Annotated in this window: 22 protein-coding genes and 2 tRNA genes; 17 read left to right on the forward strand and 7 right to left on the reverse strand. The window is 67.3% G+C overall.

Annotated elements, in window-relative coordinates:
* Window positions 1-17: 17 nt before the first annotated feature.
* The 3 genes from ACE1OC_RS26940 to ACE1OC_RS26950 form a co-directional block, all read right to left on the reverse strand.
* A complete protein-coding gene (locus ACE1OC_RS26940) occupies window positions 18-341 on the reverse strand; it encodes a hypothetical protein (protein ID WP_407839183.1) in 324 nt (107 codons plus the stop codon).
* A 309-nt stretch (window positions 342-650) separates the two neighbouring features.
* Window positions 651-1,373: a hypothetical protein gene (locus ACE1OC_RS26945; protein ID WP_407839184.1), complete on the reverse strand. Its 723-nt coding sequence runs from the start codon at window positions 1,371-1,373 to the stop codon at window positions 651-653.
* A 71-nt stretch (window positions 1,374-1,444) separates the two neighbouring features.
* A complete protein-coding gene (locus ACE1OC_RS26950; protein ID WP_407839185.1) occupies window positions 1,445-2,200 on the reverse strand; it encodes a GntR family transcriptional regulator in 756 nt (251 codons plus the stop codon).
* Window positions 2,201-2,278: 78 nt separating this feature from the next.
* Between ACE1OC_RS26950 and ACE1OC_RS26955 the strand changes: the two genes are divergently transcribed.
* From ACE1OC_RS26955 to ACE1OC_RS26970, 4 genes are all read left to right on the forward strand, one after another.
* On the forward strand, window positions 2,279-2,557 hold the full coding sequence (locus tag ACE1OC_RS26955; protein ID WP_407839186.1) for a hypothetical protein: 279 nt from the start codon (window positions 2,279-2,281) through the stop codon (window positions 2,555-2,557).
* 251 nt (window positions 2,558-2,808) lie between these two features.
* Entirely contained in the window at window positions 2,809-3,033 is a 225-nt protein-coding gene (locus ACE1OC_RS26960; protein ID WP_407839187.1) for a hypothetical protein, read from the forward strand.
* Window positions 3,030-3,758 carry a GntR family transcriptional regulator gene (locus tag ACE1OC_RS26965; protein ID WP_407839188.1) on the forward strand — a complete coding sequence of 243 codons (729 nt, stop codon included), beginning with the start codon at window positions 3,030-3,032 and terminating at the stop codon, window positions 3,756-3,758. Before ACE1OC_RS26960 ends, ACE1OC_RS26965 begins: the two co-directional genes overlap by 4 nt.
* Entirely contained in the window at window positions 3,755-4,102 is a 348-nt protein-coding gene (locus ACE1OC_RS26970) for a hypothetical protein (RefSeq protein WP_407839189.1), read from the forward strand. Before ACE1OC_RS26965 ends, ACE1OC_RS26970 begins: the two co-directional genes overlap by 4 nt.
* A 317-nt stretch (window positions 4,103-4,419) precedes the next feature.
* On the opposite strand, the gene ACE1OC_RS26975 is transcribed toward ACE1OC_RS26970, so the two are convergent.
* The 3 genes from ACE1OC_RS26975 to ACE1OC_RS26985 form a co-directional block, all read right to left on the reverse strand.
* Window positions 4,420-6,192 (reverse strand): GmrSD restriction endonuclease domain-containing protein, encoded by a 1,773-nt coding sequence (locus tag ACE1OC_RS26975; protein WP_407839190.1) that lies wholly within the window; start codon window positions 6,190-6,192, stop codon window positions 4,420-4,422.
* A gap of 510 nt (window positions 6,193-6,702) precedes the next feature.
* Window positions 6,703-7,179 (reverse strand): hypothetical protein, encoded by a 477-nt coding sequence (locus tag ACE1OC_RS26980; RefSeq protein WP_407839191.1) that lies wholly within the window; start codon window positions 7,177-7,179, stop codon window positions 6,703-6,705.
* 11 nt (window positions 7,180-7,190) lie between these two features.
* Window positions 7,191-7,661 (reverse strand): NUDIX hydrolase, encoded by a 471-nt coding sequence (locus tag ACE1OC_RS26985; RefSeq protein ID WP_407839192.1) that lies wholly within the window; start codon window positions 7,659-7,661, stop codon window positions 7,191-7,193.
* 18 nt (window positions 7,662-7,679) lie between these two features.
* On the opposite strand from ACE1OC_RS26985, the gene ACE1OC_RS26990 reads away from it, so the two are divergent.
* The 11 genes from ACE1OC_RS26990 (at window position 7,680) to ACE1OC_RS27040 (ending at window position 14,771) form a co-directional block, all read left to right on the forward strand.
* Window positions 7,680-8,462 carry a GntR family transcriptional regulator gene (locus tag ACE1OC_RS26990; protein WP_407839193.1) on the forward strand — a complete coding sequence of 261 codons (783 nt, stop codon included), beginning with the start codon at window positions 7,680-7,682 and terminating at the stop codon, window positions 8,460-8,462.
* A 139-nt stretch (window positions 8,463-8,601) separates the two neighbouring features.
* Complete coding sequence (locus tag ACE1OC_RS26995; RefSeq protein WP_052871649.1) at window positions 8,602-8,943, forward strand: hypothetical protein; 342 nt, start codon at window positions 8,602-8,604, stop codon at window positions 8,941-8,943.
* A gap of 2 nt (window positions 8,944-8,945) precedes the next feature.
* Window positions 8,946-10,307 (forward strand): FtsK/SpoIIIE domain-containing protein, encoded by a 1,362-nt coding sequence (locus ACE1OC_RS27000; RefSeq protein ID WP_407839194.1) that lies wholly within the window; start codon window positions 8,946-8,948, stop codon window positions 10,305-10,307.
* Window positions 10,308-10,386: 79 nt separating this feature from the next.
* Window positions 10,387-11,040: a DUF2637 domain-containing protein gene (locus ACE1OC_RS27005; protein WP_407839195.1), complete on the forward strand. Its 654-nt coding sequence runs from the start codon at window positions 10,387-10,389 to the stop codon at window positions 11,038-11,040.
* 9 nt (window positions 11,041-11,049) lie between these two features.
* Window positions 11,050-11,241: a mobile element transfer protein gene (locus tag ACE1OC_RS27010; RefSeq protein WP_407839196.1), complete on the forward strand. Its 192-nt coding sequence runs from the start codon at window positions 11,050-11,052 to the stop codon at window positions 11,239-11,241.
* 17 nt (window positions 11,242-11,258) lie between these two features.
* A complete protein-coding gene (locus ACE1OC_RS27015) occupies window positions 11,259-11,417 on the forward strand; it encodes a hypothetical protein (RefSeq protein ID WP_106983073.1) in 159 nt (52 codons plus the stop codon).
* Window positions 11,418-11,440: 23 nt separating this feature from the next.
* Window positions 11,441-11,761: a membrane protein FAM174 family protein gene (locus ACE1OC_RS27020; RefSeq protein ID WP_407839197.1), complete on the forward strand. Its 321-nt coding sequence runs from the start codon at window positions 11,441-11,443 to the stop codon at window positions 11,759-11,761.
* A gap of 89 nt (window positions 11,762-11,850) precedes the next feature.
* Window positions 11,851-12,033, forward strand: coding sequence for a hypothetical protein (locus tag ACE1OC_RS27025; RefSeq protein WP_407839198.1), 183 nt, complete (start codon window positions 11,851-11,853; stop codon window positions 12,031-12,033).
* 47 nt (window positions 12,034-12,080) lie between these two features.
* A complete protein-coding gene (gene repSA / locus ACE1OC_RS27030) occupies window positions 12,081-13,406 on the forward strand; it encodes a replication initiator protein RepSA (protein WP_407841692.1) in 1,326 nt (441 codons plus the stop codon).
* A complete protein-coding gene (locus ACE1OC_RS27035; protein ID WP_407839199.1) occupies window positions 13,399-13,605 on the forward strand; it encodes an excisionase family DNA-binding protein in 207 nt (68 codons plus the stop codon). Before repSA ends, ACE1OC_RS27035 begins: the two co-directional genes overlap by 8 nt.
* Window positions 13,605-14,771 (forward strand): tyrosine-type recombinase/integrase, encoded by a 1,167-nt coding sequence (locus tag ACE1OC_RS27040; RefSeq protein ID WP_407839200.1) that lies wholly within the window; start codon window positions 13,605-13,607, stop codon window positions 14,769-14,771. The genes ACE1OC_RS27035 and ACE1OC_RS27040 overlap by 1 nt, the downstream gene beginning before the upstream one ends.
* A gap of 69 nt (window positions 14,772-14,840) precedes the next feature.
* On the opposite strand, the gene ACE1OC_RS27045 is transcribed toward ACE1OC_RS27040, so the two are convergent.
* A tRNA-Gly gene (locus tag ACE1OC_RS27045) sits at window positions 14,841-14,911 on the reverse strand.
* 177 nt (window positions 14,912-15,088) lie between these two features.
* Here ACE1OC_RS27045 and ACE1OC_RS27050 point away from each other — a divergent pair.
* Window positions 15,089-15,165, forward strand: a tRNA-Pro gene (locus ACE1OC_RS27050).
* A gap of 203 nt (window positions 15,166-15,368) precedes the next feature.
* Window positions 15,369-16,754 (forward strand): trigger factor, encoded by a 1,386-nt coding sequence (gene tig / locus ACE1OC_RS27055; protein ID WP_407839201.1) that lies wholly within the window; start codon window positions 15,369-15,371, stop codon window positions 16,752-16,754.
* Window positions 16,755-16,891 lie beyond the last annotated feature (137 nt).

Here is a 16,891-nt window from a genome sequence, read left to right on the forward strand (position 1 = left end):
CCGCCCGGTGGCCGCGTTCAATTGGCCGACTGCAGAAGCTCGGTGACGGCTTCCAGCGACCCGCTGCACTGATCGCCCGCGAGGGAGCCGAGGGCGGCACCGGCCATGATGAACGCGTCGAGGAAGCGGGCGCCGCCCGAGGCGTGGAGATTGCCCAGCTTGTGGGCCATGTACGCCGTTCCGCCGGCGCAGACCGCCTTGTAGATGCTCTCCAGGTTCGGCGACAGATTGCTCGTCAGGGCGGACGGCGCCGTGGTGCCCGCCGCGGCGGCGGCGCTCACGCAGGCCGTGAGGAGTGCGGCCGTAGCACCGGCTGCGAAGCCCGTGCGCCTGTTCCTCATGCCTCCACCATCGGCCCGCAGACCGGCCCCCGCAGACCGGGCGGCGCCCCCACCGGGAACGACGAAGGGCCAGGTCGAGGAAACATCCTCTGACCTGGCCCTTTACGTCTCTGAGCGGGTGACGGGAATCGAACCCGCGTAGCTAGTTTGGAAGATCGCGTACCCGCCCCCACCCCGGCCAGCCAACCCACTGACCTGCCGGTTCCCTGCTCTCTCGCTGCTGTTCCCCGCTATGCCCTCAACGACCCCTTTCGATCGGGCACGCGAGAGACACGAGCCAGGACACCGTGTGGAGAGGGTGTCCACGGGTCAAGGGGCGAGCGCGGCGGCCACCCGTGACAGTCGATCGGCCGGCAGCGCAAAGTGGTTGGCGGGGTTGCGACAGGAGTACCCGCCGTCGTTGACGGAGCAACCGCGGCCGTCTGTCGTCCAGTGCGCGGGGCCTGGCGCCCCCTGGGCGTCCAGCAGGGCGACTCCGAGGGCCTCGGGGTCCTCCACGCCCGCACAGGCGCGCAGCGCGGCCGTCAGACGGCCCACGGCATCGTCGGGTAGTTCGTCGTCACCCAACGCGGGAAGCAGTAGGAGCAGCCGAGCGTGCGGGTCGGTGGTGCTCCCGCCGGGCAGTGCGTTGTCCGCGGCAGCCACCAGCTCGGGCCAGGACAGGCCCGGCCCCATGAAGTGCCCGTCGTCCTGGGCGAGGTGCTCGGCCTGCACCCAGTCGGGGTGGTGGAGGAGGTAGTCGATGCCGGCCTCGCCGGCGAGGGTGCGATAGACGATGTGGAGACGGTGCTCGCCGGCAAGGGGGATGGTGAACGTCGGCCACGTGGCCTGCTCCCACAATCGCTGTTGGAACTCGCCCGCAGCGTCGTAGTCAGCGCCGAAGAGCAGTTCTGCGGCTTCCTCGGAATGGACACACGAGGAGACGTGTCCAAGCCAGAACAACGGCTCGTCCAGGAACCAGGCCTCGTGCGTGAGGGGGCCGAAGTCGTACCCCGGTATCCGGTCAGGATGCAGGTCTGCGCTGTTCGTCACGGAGGACATCATGCCGTCCGGGTCTGACTCCCTGGGCCGGACCCAGCCGCCGACCCTCCACGCGACAGCCCTTAGCTCCTGATCGGAATCTCGTACACGACCTCGCACAGTGCGACGGGAATGACGATGTCGGCCGTCTCCACGGGTTGCCCTTGGTCGCTGTAGTAGGTCCGCCGAATGTGGGTCACCAGGGCAGCCTTCTGGATCCCGAGAAGCGACGCCTCCTCGGCCGTGGCCTGCCGCGGCTCCGGCTGCTCCACGGCGTGGCTGACCGTGATCCCAATGACGGCCATCCGGTTCACGACGCCGGCACCGGCATGCGGCCCACCCTCGGGCAGGACGACAAGCGTGCCGGCGGTGAGCTCGTACGGCTCCCAACTCGTCGACAACTGCACCGGCCTGCCATCGGCAAGGAACTCGTACACCGTGCGCACGCACAGCTCCCCAGCCGGGATCCCGAGGCGCGCGGCGATCTCGGCCGGCGCGGGAACCTTCGCCTCGGTCCGACTCTCCCAGTTCCCCTGCCTGCCCAGGGCCTGCATGTCCGCACGGAAGGGAGAACCACCCGGCTGCTCACGAGCTGACGACCGGACGACCCGCACGCGCTGCCGGGGCTCCGCGACGTACGTACCCGAGCCCGCTCGCCCCTCCAGCACACCTTGGGAGATCAAAAGCTCCTGTGCCCGGCGCACCACGTTCTCGCCGACACCACACTCCTCGGCGATCTGCGTCCGCGAGGGGAGCCGGTCACCAACGTTCCAGTCATGCTCCGCGATCCGCTGCCGGAGTACGTCGGCGATACGGAGATAAGGCGGTTGCTCAGGCATGTAGAAAATCTAGTCCACTAGCTCTAACCTAGTTAACTAGCTTCACTCAACGTGTTCATTCGGCGACGGAGGCCCTCGGTGCCCGCTTCGGAATCAAGGGCCGAAAGCATCGCTGCCCGACTGTCCGCCCTGGGCCTGACCACGCGAGTGGAGGAGCAAGCCCGCTACACGTCGATCGAAGCGGAGGTACCAGAAGCCCTGCCCGCCTCCACCTGGAGGGAGGTCCTGGAAGTGGTAGCGGAGGCCGACCGCTTCGGACTCCTAGCCAGCAGCTTGACCGGCCGCACCCTCTGGGCCGCCGTACGCAAAGCGGTCCCCGCGACGGGCAACGTCCGAGGACCTGGCCGACAGCAGTAGGAGCTGATCAGCATGTCGAACCGTATGGTCCCCACAACCGCGCGCACCAGTGGGCGCCCCCTCCGGCCGGCATTACCGCCCGCCGCGGACCCCACCCCCTACCGGTCGAGCTCGTGCACGATCGGCACCCACCACGAGTGCGCACAGTCGTCCCCCACCACGGGTCCGGTAGGCGTCCCCGTGATCTACGAGGCCTGCGACTGCCCCTGCCACACCCCAAACGACCGGCCCGAACCGCGGCAGGTGACCCAGTGAGCGGATGGACCCCTAGCGGCGCCCTCGCCACAAACGTCGAGATCACCTCGACCACCGTCCAACGCGGCGACGTAATCCAGATCGGTGGCCAACCGTGCCGCGTCATCGACCTGATCCAACTCCCCGCCAGCGCGAAGCGACTCTGCTTCGAGTCGGGCGAACTCCTGACCATGCACGCCCGAACCCGCTTCATCGCCCTGCGGATCCGGAGGAACTGGTGACCCAACCCGCACCGTCCCGCCGCCACGCCATCGCCGAAGACCTCCGGAACCAGATCGCGAAGGGCAACTTGAAGGCCGGCGAACGCCTCCCCTCCGAAGCCCACCTGGCCGCCCACTACGCAGTCAGCACACCCACCCTCCGGAACGCCCTCGCGCTCCTCCAGGCTGAAGGCCTAGTAGAGAAGATCCACGGCAGCGGCAACTTCGTCCGCCACCCGCTCCGCAGAACCATGTACGTCGGCGGCGGACACACGCCGAGCGCACCGGCCCCGACCGAGGAGGCGCTCCACACCACGGTCCGCGCCACCAACCTCCGAGCGCACGGCCATCTGACCGCCCTCCTCAAGGTCTCGCCCCGCAGCCCCCTGACGGAGTTCCTCTGCCTTAGCCACGAGGGGAAGACACCGCACAGCCTGGCCCGCATCTACGTCCCCCGAGACCTGGCGCCGGCCAATGTCCCGGAAGGACTGCTAACCGCACGAGTGCCAGACCAGCGTCCATCACTGTCCGTGGTCCGGGAAACGGTAAGCACCCGCCTCCCAACTCCAGCCGAAGCGACAACCCTTCGGATCAGCCCGACCCTGGCCATCCTCTCGATCACACGCGTGGCAACCGACACCACCGGGCGCGTAGTCGAGGCGACCCTCCTAGCGCTTCCCGGCGACCGCGCTGACGCAGTCTTCACCACGCACCACACGGCCGAAGTCGAGGGGGCGGAACGATGACACCCCACAACGAACTACGACTGCTGCCGTGGTCGGGCCCCGACGGCAAACCCTGTTTCCTGAGCGCCGACGACAATGCCGGCTACCTATCCCGCCTTGCCGACAACACAGAGGCAGTGCAGCTCGGCTTAGCCTCCGAACTCTTGCACCACGCCCTTGAAATTCTCGCGGGCGAGCAGCTTGACCCTGATGAACTCCGCTTCCTGGCAACGGACCTGACCGGAGCCCTGAGGGACGCCGTCCGCGTGGCAATCAGTCGCGGTCACCGCCTAGCGATGCCAGCCCCCTACACCCGTGAAGATCAGACCGAAGCTCCTCGCCAGCCAGCGGCCGCGGAGTATTGACGCCGACCCCAACGAGAGTGCAGCCCCAGCCGATCGCTGGGGCTAGACCGTTCGAGTCACTGCGATTGACACACAGCTCCGGAGGCCCCGTGTGTCGCATGAGTCCCCGCAGGTCAGAGGCTCGGATGGACTCCGGTCTGTCTCGCCAGTCTGCGAATAGGCCGCGACCGCCACCAGCCGGAGACTTGCCCCGGTGTCGAGTCCACTGAACCGACAGAACACACGTCGACGCCACCGAAGGCCCCCTGGGGGCCTACGGTCGGGCCTATCCGGGGCCTTGCGCACCATGAGAAGCGCCGCCCCGCGGGTCTGAGGCCCTACTGGAATCGCTTTCCGATTTCCAGAGTTCTTGCCACGTCGGTCGTTTCAACCTCAATCGTTTCATCTCCCTCCCGGATATAGATTTTCCCATCCAAGATGGAAACAGCGGTCTGCTCCGGAACGCGAATTATGATAACGCCAAGCCCGTAATAGCTCGAATAGGCGATGCTCGAAAGCACGGCGTCCTTCAGGCCCTGTGGCAGCGCGGATGCCCTAATGCCGGTCTTCCAGCGTCCAAAGTAGCGCTCCTCGCTTTCCTTGAGCACTGACGCCTCTCGGCGAACGCCGACGACGAAGCGTCCCTCGCACACCATGCGGGGGGTGATGTTATCAAGGTCGCGAACCCGCTTTGCGTCTGCCTCTTTGTCGGCAACTCCAATGAGAATCGTCCCGGCTCGCCCCTTGCCGTTGTTGGCGATCGCACAAATGGTCTTGATTATCCTGTTCAAGACGTGTGCATCGATGCTGCGAGAATTATCGAGGCGGAGTAGCCCCTGCTTCAGTTCGTAATGAGGGGCTTCGATCTGAGATCGCCTGATCGCATTGTCTACGTCGGTCGCTGTGTGCTCTCCGTAGATATCGCGATGCTCGCTCGCGACCATGTGGGTGCGAATTAGCCCCTTGATAGTTTCCACGTTCTTTCGTCGCTCGCTGACAGATGTCGACGATTTCCCGGTGACGATCCTCTTGTCGAGGTCTATGAGGGCCTTCTGTAGGCCGTCGTAGTCTGCGATCTTCTTATTCTCGGTGAAGAACAGCTCGTGAAACGCAACACAGAGGACGGCGAACACTGCCGGGAAAGGGTTTGTGGTGGTTTTCGAGAAGATGATCGACCGGAGTTTGCGCCCACCCCCCCTCCCACACACGACCCGAATTTCATCGAGGCAGTACTTAAATTCTGCCGAAAACCTATCGGCACCGTAACTGTCAAGCGCCTCGATTATCCGCGCGTTCTCAGACGTCCCCCTCTCGTAGAGCGAGTCGAGTGCGGCCTTCGATCGCTCAATTAGCGTGCCGCCGATAATTGAAACGGCGATGTCGGCAATGCACTGCTCGTCCATCGAGTCTCGAAGGTCTGTTGCCGTCAAAATTCCTTGCTCTACCCAGAAGACGGTGTCGGCCTCCACTTTGTAGCCGTGCTTGGTCTTGGGTAGGTCGATACTGATTGCAGGCATTTTTTCGAGGCTGAGGATGTCAGTGGAGGAGTCACCGCGAACTTCGCACGAGATTCTCCTTACCAGGGTGGATAGGCCGTCCCTCACACCTGCTTGCCTGCGCTCTTGATCGCTTAGCCGGTGGCCGTACGTGTTAATTCGGGAAAATACGTCGTCGATTTCCTCGTCCGTCGCGCCTCGCATGACTGATACTGCGATCGTGTAATCCAGTATGGTCCCCACCTCGCGGGCCGAAATCACCTCGCCCGCGGAAACTGAGAAAGACTCCTCTTCGATCGATCTCGTCTTCGCTGTCACAAATTGATCGACGTCAAAATACTTGCCGTCGAGCGTGGGGAACGCTGTCTCGATGAAGGACATGATTGTGTGAAGCCGCTGGAGCCCGTCGATTACCTCATAGTCGCCGCCGTCGCGTTCCGCCAGCAAGATTGCCGGAATTGGGTATCGCTTCAGAACCGATTCGATCAGCTTCTGCTTCTCTTCGAGGGTCCATACCAGCTTTCGCTGATACCGTCGATTAACCCAGAGTTTATTCTCGCCGTACCATGCGTAGAGCGATTGGATTGACTTCGGCTGTGAGTCCAGTTCGGCCATGGCGGCATCTTGCCAGTCCGGAGGTGTATACGTTGTGCGTTTTATGGAATCCGCACCGCGGGCTGCAGGCTCCCAAGCCACGGCGCCCTCTGCTGTCATCCCGTCTGCCGTCGACCCACACGGTGTGATAGCAGGTCAGGCTTCTGGGGCCCAGGTGGAGCGCCCTGCTGGACGAATGACCTGGGCCCCAGAAGCCTGGTCTGCTATGGCTTGCCTGGGTCGACGGCAGACGGGATGACAGCTCCCCACCCCCACCACGTACCGGCCGGCAGACGCAGGACGGGCCCCGTGCATCCCGGAGCCTGAGCGCCCCCGCCGGAGGCATCGTTCTAGCGGGTAGCCGATCGCGCAGGCCGGTTCACCTCGTCAAGCCCATAGCCATAGTGGCGCGCGGCCGGCGGTCCGGGCTGGAGCGGGGCGCAGACAGGAGCGCAGGCTCGGGGCGACGGGCGCGCGACGCCGCCTTGGCGGCGGAAGCGCCCTTGATGAAGTAGGGAAACTCTTACCGCGCTACGGTCCCGTGGCTGCAAGGGTGGCCCGGTTGGCGTTGATGTGCGCCGCCAGTTCCGTGAGTGTGCACTCGATGCGAGCACTGGCGATCGGGTCGAAGTCCGCTACTTCGGCTGCTGTGGCCAGGTAGTTGGAGGGGGCGATCCGCCAGGCCTCGATCAGGCTCCATCCAGCCTGGACCTGGGCAGTCTGTCCGTCTGTGGATGTCACTCGTAGCCAGGCCGTGCACTGGTCTGAGAAGTCGTACGGCAGATAGGCGGTGCCACCTACATCCTTGAGCCCGATGATCTGTGCGCTCCACTGCTCCAGCAGCCGAGCGAGCCGCGCGCCCAGGCCTCCTGGGGCAGTCGCCGAGTCATCGAGCGCCAGGTAGTACGAATCGCATGAGTGCTGGTGGGAGCCGATACGTAGCCGGAGGTCTTTGTGGGCCCCGCGAGTGTGGACACGGTCAAAGTGCAGAGCGATGTCCGCAGGCATGGGCGTCTCTCTCAGTACGTGCTTGCGGTGAGCTGGCGGCCGTCGTGGCTGCGGACGTGGGGGCCTGAGTTGTCCAGGGCGTCCAGGAGGCGGATCGCGTACACCTCGGACATCTGAGCAGTGACCTCTTCTGGGGTGAGCCAGGCGACCGCGGTCGATTCCTCCGAGGTGCGCTCGGTGCCGCCGGACGGCTTGCAGCGGAAGACCAGGGCGACGATGCCTCGGGTGGTGTTCTTGTAGACCCCGGTGAGCTCGTCCACCTCGACCTTGATGCCCGTCTCCTCCAGGACCTCGCGGCGGACGCCGGCCTCTGGGGATTCCGCGAGTTCGAGGACTCCGCCCGGTAGTTCCCAAGTCCCGTTGTCCGCGCGACGGATCGCCAGGAGTCGGCCGTCCTCGCGCAGCACTGCCCCGGCTACGGACACGGAGTGGAGTGGCATTGACTTGCTTCCCGTGGAACCCGTACTCATGTACAGGAGCATAGGAGGAAGAGAAGGACTATGGGAACCGCAGCAGGAGGTGGCAGGGCTGCCGTGCCTCGGTACGTGCAGATCGCCGAGGACATCGTTCAGCAGATCCGGGCCGGGGTGCTGAGTGCCGGCGACATGGTGCCGAGTGAGTCGGAGCTCGTGGAGCGCTATGGCGTCGCGGGCGGGACCATTCGCAAGGCCATGGTGGAGGTTCGGGCGAGCGGGCTCGTGGAGACGCGGCACGGCAAGGGCTCGCTGGTGAAGGCTCGGCCGCCCGTGCGGCACCGGTCCTCCGATCGCTTCCGGCGTACGCATCGGCAGGAGGGTCGGGCCGCGTATCTCGCGGAGTCCGCACAGTCTGGGGCTGAGGCCAAGGTGAGCGTGCTGTTCATCGGGCCCATGGAGGTGCCGGAGGAGATCGCGTCGCGACTCGGGGTCAGCGCGGGCACTCAGGTGCTGGCCCGGCGTCGGCTGTACTTCCGGAACGGGACGCCCGTGGAGACGGCCACCTCGTACCTGCCCTGGGACGTCGTGAAGGACATCCCGGAGCTGTTCGCCGAGAATCCGGGGCCCGGCGGCATCTACGCTCGGCTGGAGGATCACGGCCACGTCTTCGCCGAGTACGTGGAGACGCTCCAGGCCCGGCCGGCCGCCAAGGCTGAGGCGACCGAGCTGTCGCTGACCCCCGGCGCACCCGTGGTGCATCTGCTCCGCGATGCGGTCACGGAGGAAGGTCGTGTGGTCGAGGTGTGCGACACCCTCATGGCCGCTGACCAGTTCGTCTTCGAGTACCGGATCCCCGCGCGCGACTGACGCTCGCTCAACTCCCTACAGCCCGCTACGAGTTTCTCTTCGTGGCGGGTTGACTCATGTATAGGAGTCGGGCACTCTTCTTCATGTCACTCCTATACATGAGTGACGGAGTTCAGCATCTATAGAGGAGTGATCTGCTGTGCGTCAGATTCCCGTCGACACCTCGGCCGCCATGGTGATGGTCGCCCAGCCCCCGGCCGTGAAGATCAAGGACCGTCGGACCGGCGAGATCGCCACCGACCCCGAGACCGGGTCCCAGATGATGACCGTGGACGTGCTGTTCGCCTCGTACGGGGAGGCGGAAGTCCTGTCGGTGGTCGTGCCGGCGCCCGGGATCTCGGGTGAGCTGGTCATGGGTACCCCCGTCGCGCTGACCGGCCTCGTCGCCCGCCCGTGGGAGAACGAGTTCAACGGCCAGAAGCGCCACGGCATCAGCTTCCGTGCCGTCGCCGTCACCTCGCTCACCGCCAAGGCGGGCTGAGCATGAACGCCTTATGGGTCACGCTGCTGGTGGTCCTCGCCCTGGCGCTCGTACTGCGCTGGCAGCGGCCCACCTGGTACTGGATGGCCTTCGGGGTCACCTTCGCGACCATCCGCGTCCTGATTCGCTATCGCTCGGTGATGGACGCATGCGGGCTCACCGTCCCGCCCTCCCGCTGGCAACTAGCACTCGCTCGGGTTGCTAACAGGCCGGCCCCTGAGGCTCGTTCGCCTCGAATCCTGCGGCTGAGGCCCACCTCGACCGGCCTGGTCCTACGGCTGAAACTCCGGCCCGGACAAGACGCGTTCGACTTCTCCGCCTCGTCGGACCGGCTCCGCCACTCCTTCGCCCTCCACAACGTCGTCTCGCGCGAGATCCGCTCCAGCGTCGTCGAGCTGAGGATGACGGGGTACGACGTCCTCAAGCGGGTGCGCATGCCGGCTGCGGCCGTGCCCGATCAACCGCTCCGCGTGCCGGTGGCCCTGCGCGAGGACGGGCAGGTTCATCACCGGGACTACCGGCAGGTCCCGCACGCTCTGAACGTCGGCGCGACCAAATCAGGGAAGTCCGTCTACCAACGCACGCTCGTCTCTGGCCTGGCCTCGCAGAACGTCGCCCTCGTCGGCATCGACTGCAAGAACGGCGTGGAACTCTCGCCGATGGCCCGGCGGTTCACTGCCCTCGCCGACAACCCGGACGATGCAGCGGAGTTGCTCGCCGCGCTCGTTCAGTACATGGGCCGCGTCTACCAGGTCATCCGGGCCGAGCAGCGGATCAGCATCGACCTCCCGGATGCGGAGATCACCGCCGATATCTGGGACCTGCCCGCGCACCTTCGCCCCGTACCCGTCGTGCTGCTGGTGGATGAGGTTGCGGAGCTTGCCCTCGCCGCGGGTAAGGCGGAGGAGGCTCGACGGGACCAGATCGTCACCGACCTGGTCCGCCTCGCCCAGCTCGGCCGCGCCGCCGGCATTCACCTGGAGATCTGCGGTCAGCGCTTCGGCTCCGAACTCGGCAAGGGCATCACGATGCTCCGCGCTCAGCTCACCGGCCGTACGGCCCACCGTGTCAACGACGAGACCTCGGCGAACATGGCCTTCGGGGACATCTCCCCGGACGCCGTCCTCGCCGCCGTCCAGATCGACAAGGACCGCCCCGGTACGGCTGTGGCCGGGGACTCCTCCGGCGGTTGGTCCCGTATCCGGGCCCCGCACACCACCCTCCGCCAGGCCGTGAACACCTGCAACGCTCAGGCCCACCGCACCCCGAGCATCCCGGAGCTGGAGCCCTTCCGCCCCGCGCTCCCGGTACGCGTCCTCGTCGGCAAGGTCCAGCCCAAGGCCGCTACAGCAGGTGCCTTCTAAGCGCTTGGCCCCACCCGGTCGGCGCGGCCTCATCGCGCCAAGTCCCTACCCCACCCATGCCTGAAACGAGGTGAACACCATGACCCGCCTGGTCCGCCCGGACGCCGTCCTCGTCCAGGCCGTCATCGCCGGAGCCCTCTCCTTCGCCCACCTCCACGACCTCGCCGAAGCCGCCGGACAGGACGGCTGGAAGGCTTGGGCCTACCCGGTCAGCGTGGACCTGCTCCTCGTCGCCGCATGGCACCGGCTCCGGTCCCTAAGGGATGCGGGGGAGCCCTCGCGGTCGGCCTGGTCCTGGTTCGCCGTCGCCCTGGCGGCCTCGCTCGGCGCGAACGTCGCGACCGCCGGCCTCCTCGACCTCCGCGACGTCCCGGACTGGCTCCGCATCCTCGTCGCCGGATGGCCGGCACTCGCCTTCCTCGGCGGCACGCTCCTGGTCCACCGGCCTACGCCGCCCAGCGCGCCGGAACCCGGCCCGGAACCGGTGCCCCTGCCCGTGGTCGAACGGGAGACAGAACCCGGCGTACAGGCCGACGAGCTCCCCGCCCTGCCTGCTCCCGCCCCGGTGCCCGCAACGGCGGTCACCGCTCCGCCCGCCCTGGTCGCTCACGCCCAGAAGATCGCCGACGACCACCGCACCCGTACCGGCTCGGACATCGACACCGAGACCCTGCGCGCCCGGCTCGGCGTCCCGTCGCCGATGGCTGAAGCCATCGCCGCCCAACTCGCCTGAGGAGATCCCATGCCCGCCCGGATCAACTTCCGCTCGCTCATGAAGATCGGCCCCGTCCAGATAGGCACCTACCGCGACAACCGCGGCCGCAACAAGGACACCGCCGTCTGCACCACCGACGGCTGCGGCTGGTCCTCGGACTACAACTCCTCGACCGCCGCCCAGCTCGCCGCCCGCTCCCACCGCTGCCGCGTCACCTGACCCGAAAGGCCACCGCCATGGACGTCCCGCTCTGGTTCGCCCTGCTGGTCGTCGGTGTCCTCGGCTACAAGCTCGTCCGCCCGCCGCTCTGGCTCGTCGCCGTGATCCTCATCGGCGGCTTCCTCCTCGCGGACAGCTTCCTCGCCCCGGCCATCGACACCGCGATCAACAAGTAACCCGCCCCGGAAGGAGAACAGCCATGTTCAAGCCCAAGTACCCCAGCCCCGACACCTACACCCCGGCGACCATCCGCCCGACCCCTGCGCCCGTCGATTACTCGGAGCCCGGCTCGGCGCCTGTCCCCGTGAAGTCCCCGAGTGCCTTCGGCGGCCTGGTCCAGAGCTCGCCCGGTACCGCACTCGCCCTCGCCGCCGGCGGAGTCGCCGGAGTCCTCGCGCTGGCCTCGGTCGCCGTCTCGCTGCTCCTGGCCGTCGCGGTCACCGCCGTCGCCCTGTCCGTCAGCGCCGTCGTCATGCTCTTCCTCGTCCGCGCCCTGCGCCAGGAGTTCAAGAGCCGTTGACCGGCCCCGGGACGGCCTCAACCGCCAAGTCTCCGCCGTCCCGGCGCCGCATTCCTGACCGATCCAACGAACCGGACGGAATCACCATCATGAAGCAGAACACCCCGGGAGAGCTCTGCCGGAACTGCGACGGCCACGCCTCCGTCGCCATCACCCTCGGCGGCCGCGACCACAACGGCCACCTCCGCACGATCACCGCCCACTGCTTCACCTGCCACGGCACCGGAACCCGCCGCTCCACCCGCCGTCCCCACTGGACGGTGACCGCGTGACCCACACCGCGACCCTCGCGGGCCTGGACCCGGCCACCCTCGACGACATGCTGAAGGTGGCCGGGGCCCCCGGCTACGCACGCTGGGAAGACCAGATCCACCGCACGGGCGGCTGCTCCGACCCGATCCACATCACCGGCTGGACCGTCGCCAAGGACAAGACCTCGGGCGAGATCCTCCACCGCTACTCCACCGAGAACGAGCCCGGCGCCCGCCTCCGCATCGCCTGCGGCAACCGCCGCGCCTCCCGGTGCCCGGCTTGCGCCTGGACTTACGCCGGAGACACCTACCACCTCATTCGGGCAGGCCTGGCAGGCGACGACCGCCGCGACATCCCCGCCACGGTCCGCGAACACCCCCGCGTCTTCGCCACGCTCACCGCCCCGTCCTTCGGCCCGGTCCACAACCGCCCCACCGGCCGCCCGTGCCGCTGCGGCACGCACCACCAGGAGGACGCGCCCGAACTCGGTACCGCCCTCGACCCGGCCACGTACGACTATGCCGCCGCCGTCCTCTTCAACAACCACGCGGGACAGCTCTGGCAGCGCTTCACCACCCGTCTGCGCCGTGAGATCGCCGCCTCCGCCGGCCTCACCCAACGCGAGCTGAAGGAGGAGGCGCGGGTCTCCTACGGCAAGGTCGCCGAGTTCCAGAAGCGCGGCGCCATTCACTTCCACGCTGTGATCCGGATCGACGGACCCGCAGGCCCGCTCAGCCCTCCGCCGGCCTGGGCCACCACGGAGCTCCTCGACCACTCGATCCGGGCCGCCGTAGCCCACGCGTACACCTCGATCACTGTCCCGGCCGCTGCTGACGAGCCCGCCCGCACCTTCCGGTGGGGAACCCAGCTCGACGTACGCCCGATCAAGGCCTTTGGCGACGGATCCGACATCACCGAGCAGGCGGTCGCTTCGTACGTGGCCAAGTACGCCACCAAGGCAGCAGAGAACACCGGCACCCTCGACCGTCGGATCGGCAACCGCGAGGCCCTCGTCCTCCTCGACGTCCCCGACCACACCGCCCGATTGATCGAGGCCTGCCTCGACCTCGACCCGCTGTACCCGGACCGCCGCCTCGCCGCCTGGTCGCACATGCTCGGCTTCCGCTGCCACTTCTCCACCAAGTCGAGGCAGTACTCCACCACCCTCGGCGCCCTCCGCCAGACCCGCGCCGACTACCGCGCCGCCCAAGAACGCGAAGCCCGCGGCCTCACCGACATCGAGCCGGACACCGTGCTCGTCCTCGCCTCCTGGCAGTACGCCGGCCACGGACACAGCCCGGGGGAGTCCGTCCTCGCCGCCACCATCGCCCGGGATATCCAACTCAACCGCCAGACCGCCCGCGAAGCCCTGCAAGGAGAGCAGCATGAATGAGCGTTTCCTCAGCGTCGTCCAGGTCGCCGAACTGCTCGGCACAACCGTGCGGTTCCCCCGACGCCTCATCGAGGAGCGGCGGATCACCTACGTGAAGGTGGGCCGACACGTCCGCATCCCTGAGAGCGCCGTCTGGGCCTACATCGACGCCCACACCGTCGAACCGCGCCGCCGCAGCCGTCTGGGGGTGGCTGCCTGATGGCTGGGAAGCGACGCCCGTTCGGCCGGGTCCGTAAGTTGCCCTCCGGTCGGTACCAGGCTCGTTACCTCGGCCCGGACGGACAGCTCCGCCCTGCGCCCGAGACCTTCCGCACCAAGAAAGACGCGGACGACTGGCTCGCCGACACACAGACCGAGATGCGGCGAGGCGACTGGCGCGATCCCGACGCCGGGAAAGTCGCCTTCGGGCCGTACGCCGTCGCCTGGATCAAAGAGCGCGAGCTGACCAGCACCACGCGGCAGCTATACGGCTCGCTCCTCAAGCACCACCTGGACCCGGTTCTCGGCGGGGTCAACCTGGGGGAGATCTCGCCACCCCTCGTACGGCGTTGGCGCGCCGACAAGTTGGCCGCCGGCACCGGGCCCACCACGGTGGCCAAGGCCTACGCCCTGCTCCGCGCCATCCTGGGTACGGCCGTGTCCGACGAGCTGATCCGGCGGAACCCCTGCCAGGTCAAGGGCGCCAGCACTGTGCACACCCCGGAGCGGCCGACCGCCACGGTCAAGGAGGTCTACGCGCTGGCCGAAGCGGTCCAGCCGCGCTTTCGGGCGCTCGTCCTCATGGCTGGATTCCTCGGGCTGCGCTGGGGCGAGCTGATCGGGCTCCACCGGCGGGACGTGGACCTGGAGCACCGCACCGTGCGTGTCCGGCGGGCCGTCGCCGAGCTGAGCAACGGGCAGCGGGAGATCAAGGCGCCGAAGAGTGCCGCCGGCAAGAGGACGGTCTCCGTTCCGGGCGTGATCCTCGCGGATCTGCACGAGCACCTGAAGAAGTACGCGGAGGCTGGCGCCGATGGGCGTGTCTTCGTCGGGGCCAAGGGGGCGACTCCGCGCCGGAATCACTTCAACCGGCTGTGGCACAAGGCGTGTCGGGAAGCAGGAGTCAAAGGGCTGCACTTCCATGATCTGCGGCACACGGGCAACACGCTCGCCGCATCGACGGGTGCCAGTACCCGGGAGTTGATGACGCGCATGGGTCACAGCACCGCCCGCGCCGCGCTGATCTATCAGCACGCCAGCGCCGACCGGGACCGGCTGATCGCCGACGCGCTGAGCGGGCTCGTCAAGAAGGGTCGGAAGACGGCCACCAAGGGCACGAAGGAAGATCCACAACGGAAGGGGCACGCAGGGGGCACGCGGAGCTGATCGCAGCCCCGGGAGCGACGAAGGGCCAGGTCGAGGAAACATCCTCTGACCTGGCCCTTTCGGTCTCTGAGCGGGTGACGGGAATCGAACCCGCGTAGCTAGTTTGGAAGACTAGTGCTCTACCATTGAGCTACACCCGCAGCACGTGCGACGCAGGTCCGGGGACCGCGGCACGGACAGCATCCTAGCGGGTTCCGGCGGGGGATCGCACACCGCATTTCGCGCCCGCGTGTGGCCGCGGCGGCGATCGGCGGCTCCATCCTCGAAACTCCGCACGGCGGAGGGTCTTCGGGCATGTACCCTACGTGTCGCACCGACGGGGTGTGGCGCAGCTTGGTAGCGCGTCCGCTTTGGGAGCGGAAGGTCGTCGGTTCGAATCCGGCCACCCCGACCAGCAGGAGTAGCAGGAGTAGCGCGCGGGTCCTCGGGTCCTTACGAGACCGCGTCGATGATCGCGTTGTGGGCTGATTGCCGCTTGCGGCTACTATGCAAGCTGCGTGCCCGTGTGTCTGATGTACCGGGCCCGATCCGCTGAGAACCGCTAGACCGCGGCGATGAGCAGAGACCCCCAGCAGTCAGCCACAAGGAGACCGAACCGTGAAGAGCGCCGTGGAGACCCTGAACCCGACTCGGGTTCGGCTCACTGTTGAGGTGCCCTTCGAGGAGCTCAAGGACAGCCTCGACGCGGCCTACAAGAAGATCAACCAGCAGGTCACGGTGAAGGGCTTCCGCAAGGGCAAGATCCCGGCCCGCGTCATCGACCAGCGCTTCGGCCGCGGTGCGGTGCTGGAGGAGGCCGTCAACGACGCCCTCCCGAAGTTCTACACCGAGGCCGTCAACGAGGCCGACCTGAACCCGCTGGGCCAGCCCGACGTCGACATCACGGAGCTGAAGGACGGCGAGCTGCTGTCCTTCACCGCCGAGGTCGACATCCGTCCCGCGATCGAGATCCCGGACTACTCCGGCATCGAGGTCACCGTGGACGCCGTCGAGGTCTCGGACGAGGACGTCGAGAAGTCGGTCGAGCAGCTGCGCGGCCGCTTCGCGTCCACCAAGGACGTCGAGCGCGCGGCTGAGGACGGCGACGTCGTCACCATCGACCTCGAGGCCAAGGTCGACGGCGAGGTGCTGGAGGACGGTGTCGCCCAGGACGTCTCCTACACCATCGGCTCGGGTGAGCTTCTCGAAGGCATCGACGAGGCCGTCAAGGGCCTGGAGGCCGGTGGCGAGGCCACCTTCACCTCCCAGCTGAAGGGCGGCTCCGCCGAGGGCAAGGACGCCGAGGTCACCGTCAAGGTCACCAAGGTTTCCGCCCGCGAGCTGCCGGAGCTGGACGACGAGTTCGCCGGCATGGCGAGCGAGTTCGACACCCTCGACGAGCTCAAGGCCGACAGCCGCAAGCGCCTCGAGAACATGAAGCAGTACGACCAGGCCACGCAGGCCCAGGAGCGCGTCCTGGAGAAGCTGCTGGAGCTCGTCGAGGTCCCGATCCCCGAGAAGCTCCTCGCGGACGAGGTCCAGACCCGCAAGCACAACCTCGAGCACCACCAGCTCGGCCAGATGGGCCTCACCATCGAGAAGTACCTGGAGATCCAGGGCAAGACGGTCGAGGAGTTCGACGCCGAGACCGCCGAGCAGGCGATCAAGGGCATCAAGACCCAGTTCGTCCTCGACGAGCTGGTCAACAAGGAGAAGCTGAACGTGAACCAGGAGGAGCTCACCGAGCACCTCATGCGTCGCGCCGCCTCCTCCGGCATGTCCCCCGACCAGTTCGCCCAGGCCGTCGTCGAGGGTGGCCAGGTTCCGATGCTCGTCGGCGAGGTCGCCCGCGGCAAGGCCCTCGCGGCCGTCGTCGAGGCCGCCAAGGTCACCGACACCAACGGTGAGGTCGTCGACCTCTCCGACGACGAGGACGAGCTCGAGCAGGCCGCCGAGAACGTGGTCGAGGCCGACGGCGACATCGCCGCCGACGAGGCCAAGTAACACCTGCCAGGCACTAGCGGGGTACCCCCGCTGAGCAGTACCAGAGCACGGCCCGGAGGGCCCGTACGCCATCGCGTCCGGGCCCTTCGGCCTTCCCGTGGGAGTGCCCTGGGAGTGCCGCGGGACTCCCGTGGGAC

Source organism: Streptomyces stoeckheimensis, from assembly GCF_045822005.1.
In the GTDB taxonomy this organism is placed as follows: Bacteria; Actinomycetota; Actinomycetes; order Streptomycetales; family Streptomycetaceae; genus Streptomyces; species Streptomyces stoeckheimensis.

Bases quoted from the DNA above. Each gene is read 5' to 3' on its own strand.
- ACE1OC_RS26975 (WP_407839190.1), bottom strand. From the start codon at position 6,192: ATGGCCGAACTGGACTCACAGCCGAAGTCAATCCAATCGCTCTACGCA.
- ACE1OC_RS27005 (WP_407839195.1), top strand. From the start codon at position 10,387: ATGACCCGCCTGGTCCGCCCGGACGCCGTCCTCGTCCAGGCCGTCATC.
- ACE1OC_RS27010 (WP_407839196.1), top strand. From the start codon at position 11,050: ATGCCCGCCCGGATCAACTTCCGCTCGCTCATGAAGATCGGCCCCGTC.
- ACE1OC_RS26985 (WP_407839192.1), bottom strand. From the start codon at position 7,661: ATGCTCCTGTACATGAGTACGGGTTCCACGGGAAGCAAGTCAATGCCA.
- ACE1OC_RS27000 (WP_407839194.1), top strand. From the start codon at position 8,946: ATGAACGCCTTATGGGTCACGCTGCTGGTGGTCCTCGCCCTGGCGCTC.
- ACE1OC_RS26980 (WP_407839191.1), bottom strand. From the start codon at position 7,179: ATGCCTGCGGACATCGCTCTGCACTTTGACCGTGTCCACACTCGCGGG.
- ACE1OC_RS26990 (WP_407839193.1), top strand. From the start codon at position 7,680: ATGGGAACCGCAGCAGGAGGTGGCAGGGCTGCCGTGCCTCGGTACGTG.
- ACE1OC_RS26940 (WP_407839183.1), bottom strand. From the start codon at position 341: ATGAGGAACAGGCGCACGGGCTTCGCAGCCGGTGCTACGGCCGCACTC.
- ACE1OC_RS27035 (WP_407839199.1), top strand. From the start codon at position 13,399: ATGAATGAGCGTTTCCTCAGCGTCGTCCAGGTCGCCGAACTGCTCGGC.
- ACE1OC_RS27020 (WP_407839197.1), top strand. From the start codon at position 11,441: ATGTTCAAGCCCAAGTACCCCAGCCCCGACACCTACACCCCGGCGACC.
- repSA (WP_407841692.1), top strand. From the start codon at position 12,081: ATGCTGAAGGTGGCCGGGGCCCCCGGCTACGCACGCTGGGAAGACCAG.
- ACE1OC_RS27040 (WP_407839200.1), top strand. From the start codon at position 13,605: ATGGCTGGGAAGCGACGCCCGTTCGGCCGGGTCCGTAAGTTGCCCTCC.
- ACE1OC_RS26970 (WP_407839189.1), top strand. From the start codon at position 3,755: ATGACACCCCACAACGAACTACGACTGCTGCCGTGGTCGGGCCCCGAC.
- ACE1OC_RS27025 (WP_407839198.1), top strand. From the start codon at position 11,851: ATGAAGCAGAACACCCCGGGAGAGCTCTGCCGGAACTGCGACGGCCAC.
- ACE1OC_RS26950 (WP_407839185.1), bottom strand. From the start codon at position 2,200: ATGCCTGAGCAACCGCCTTATCTCCGTATCGCCGACGTACTCCGGCAG.
- ACE1OC_RS27015 (WP_106983073.1), top strand. From the start codon at position 11,259: ATGGACGTCCCGCTCTGGTTCGCCCTGCTGGTCGTCGGTGTCCTCGGC.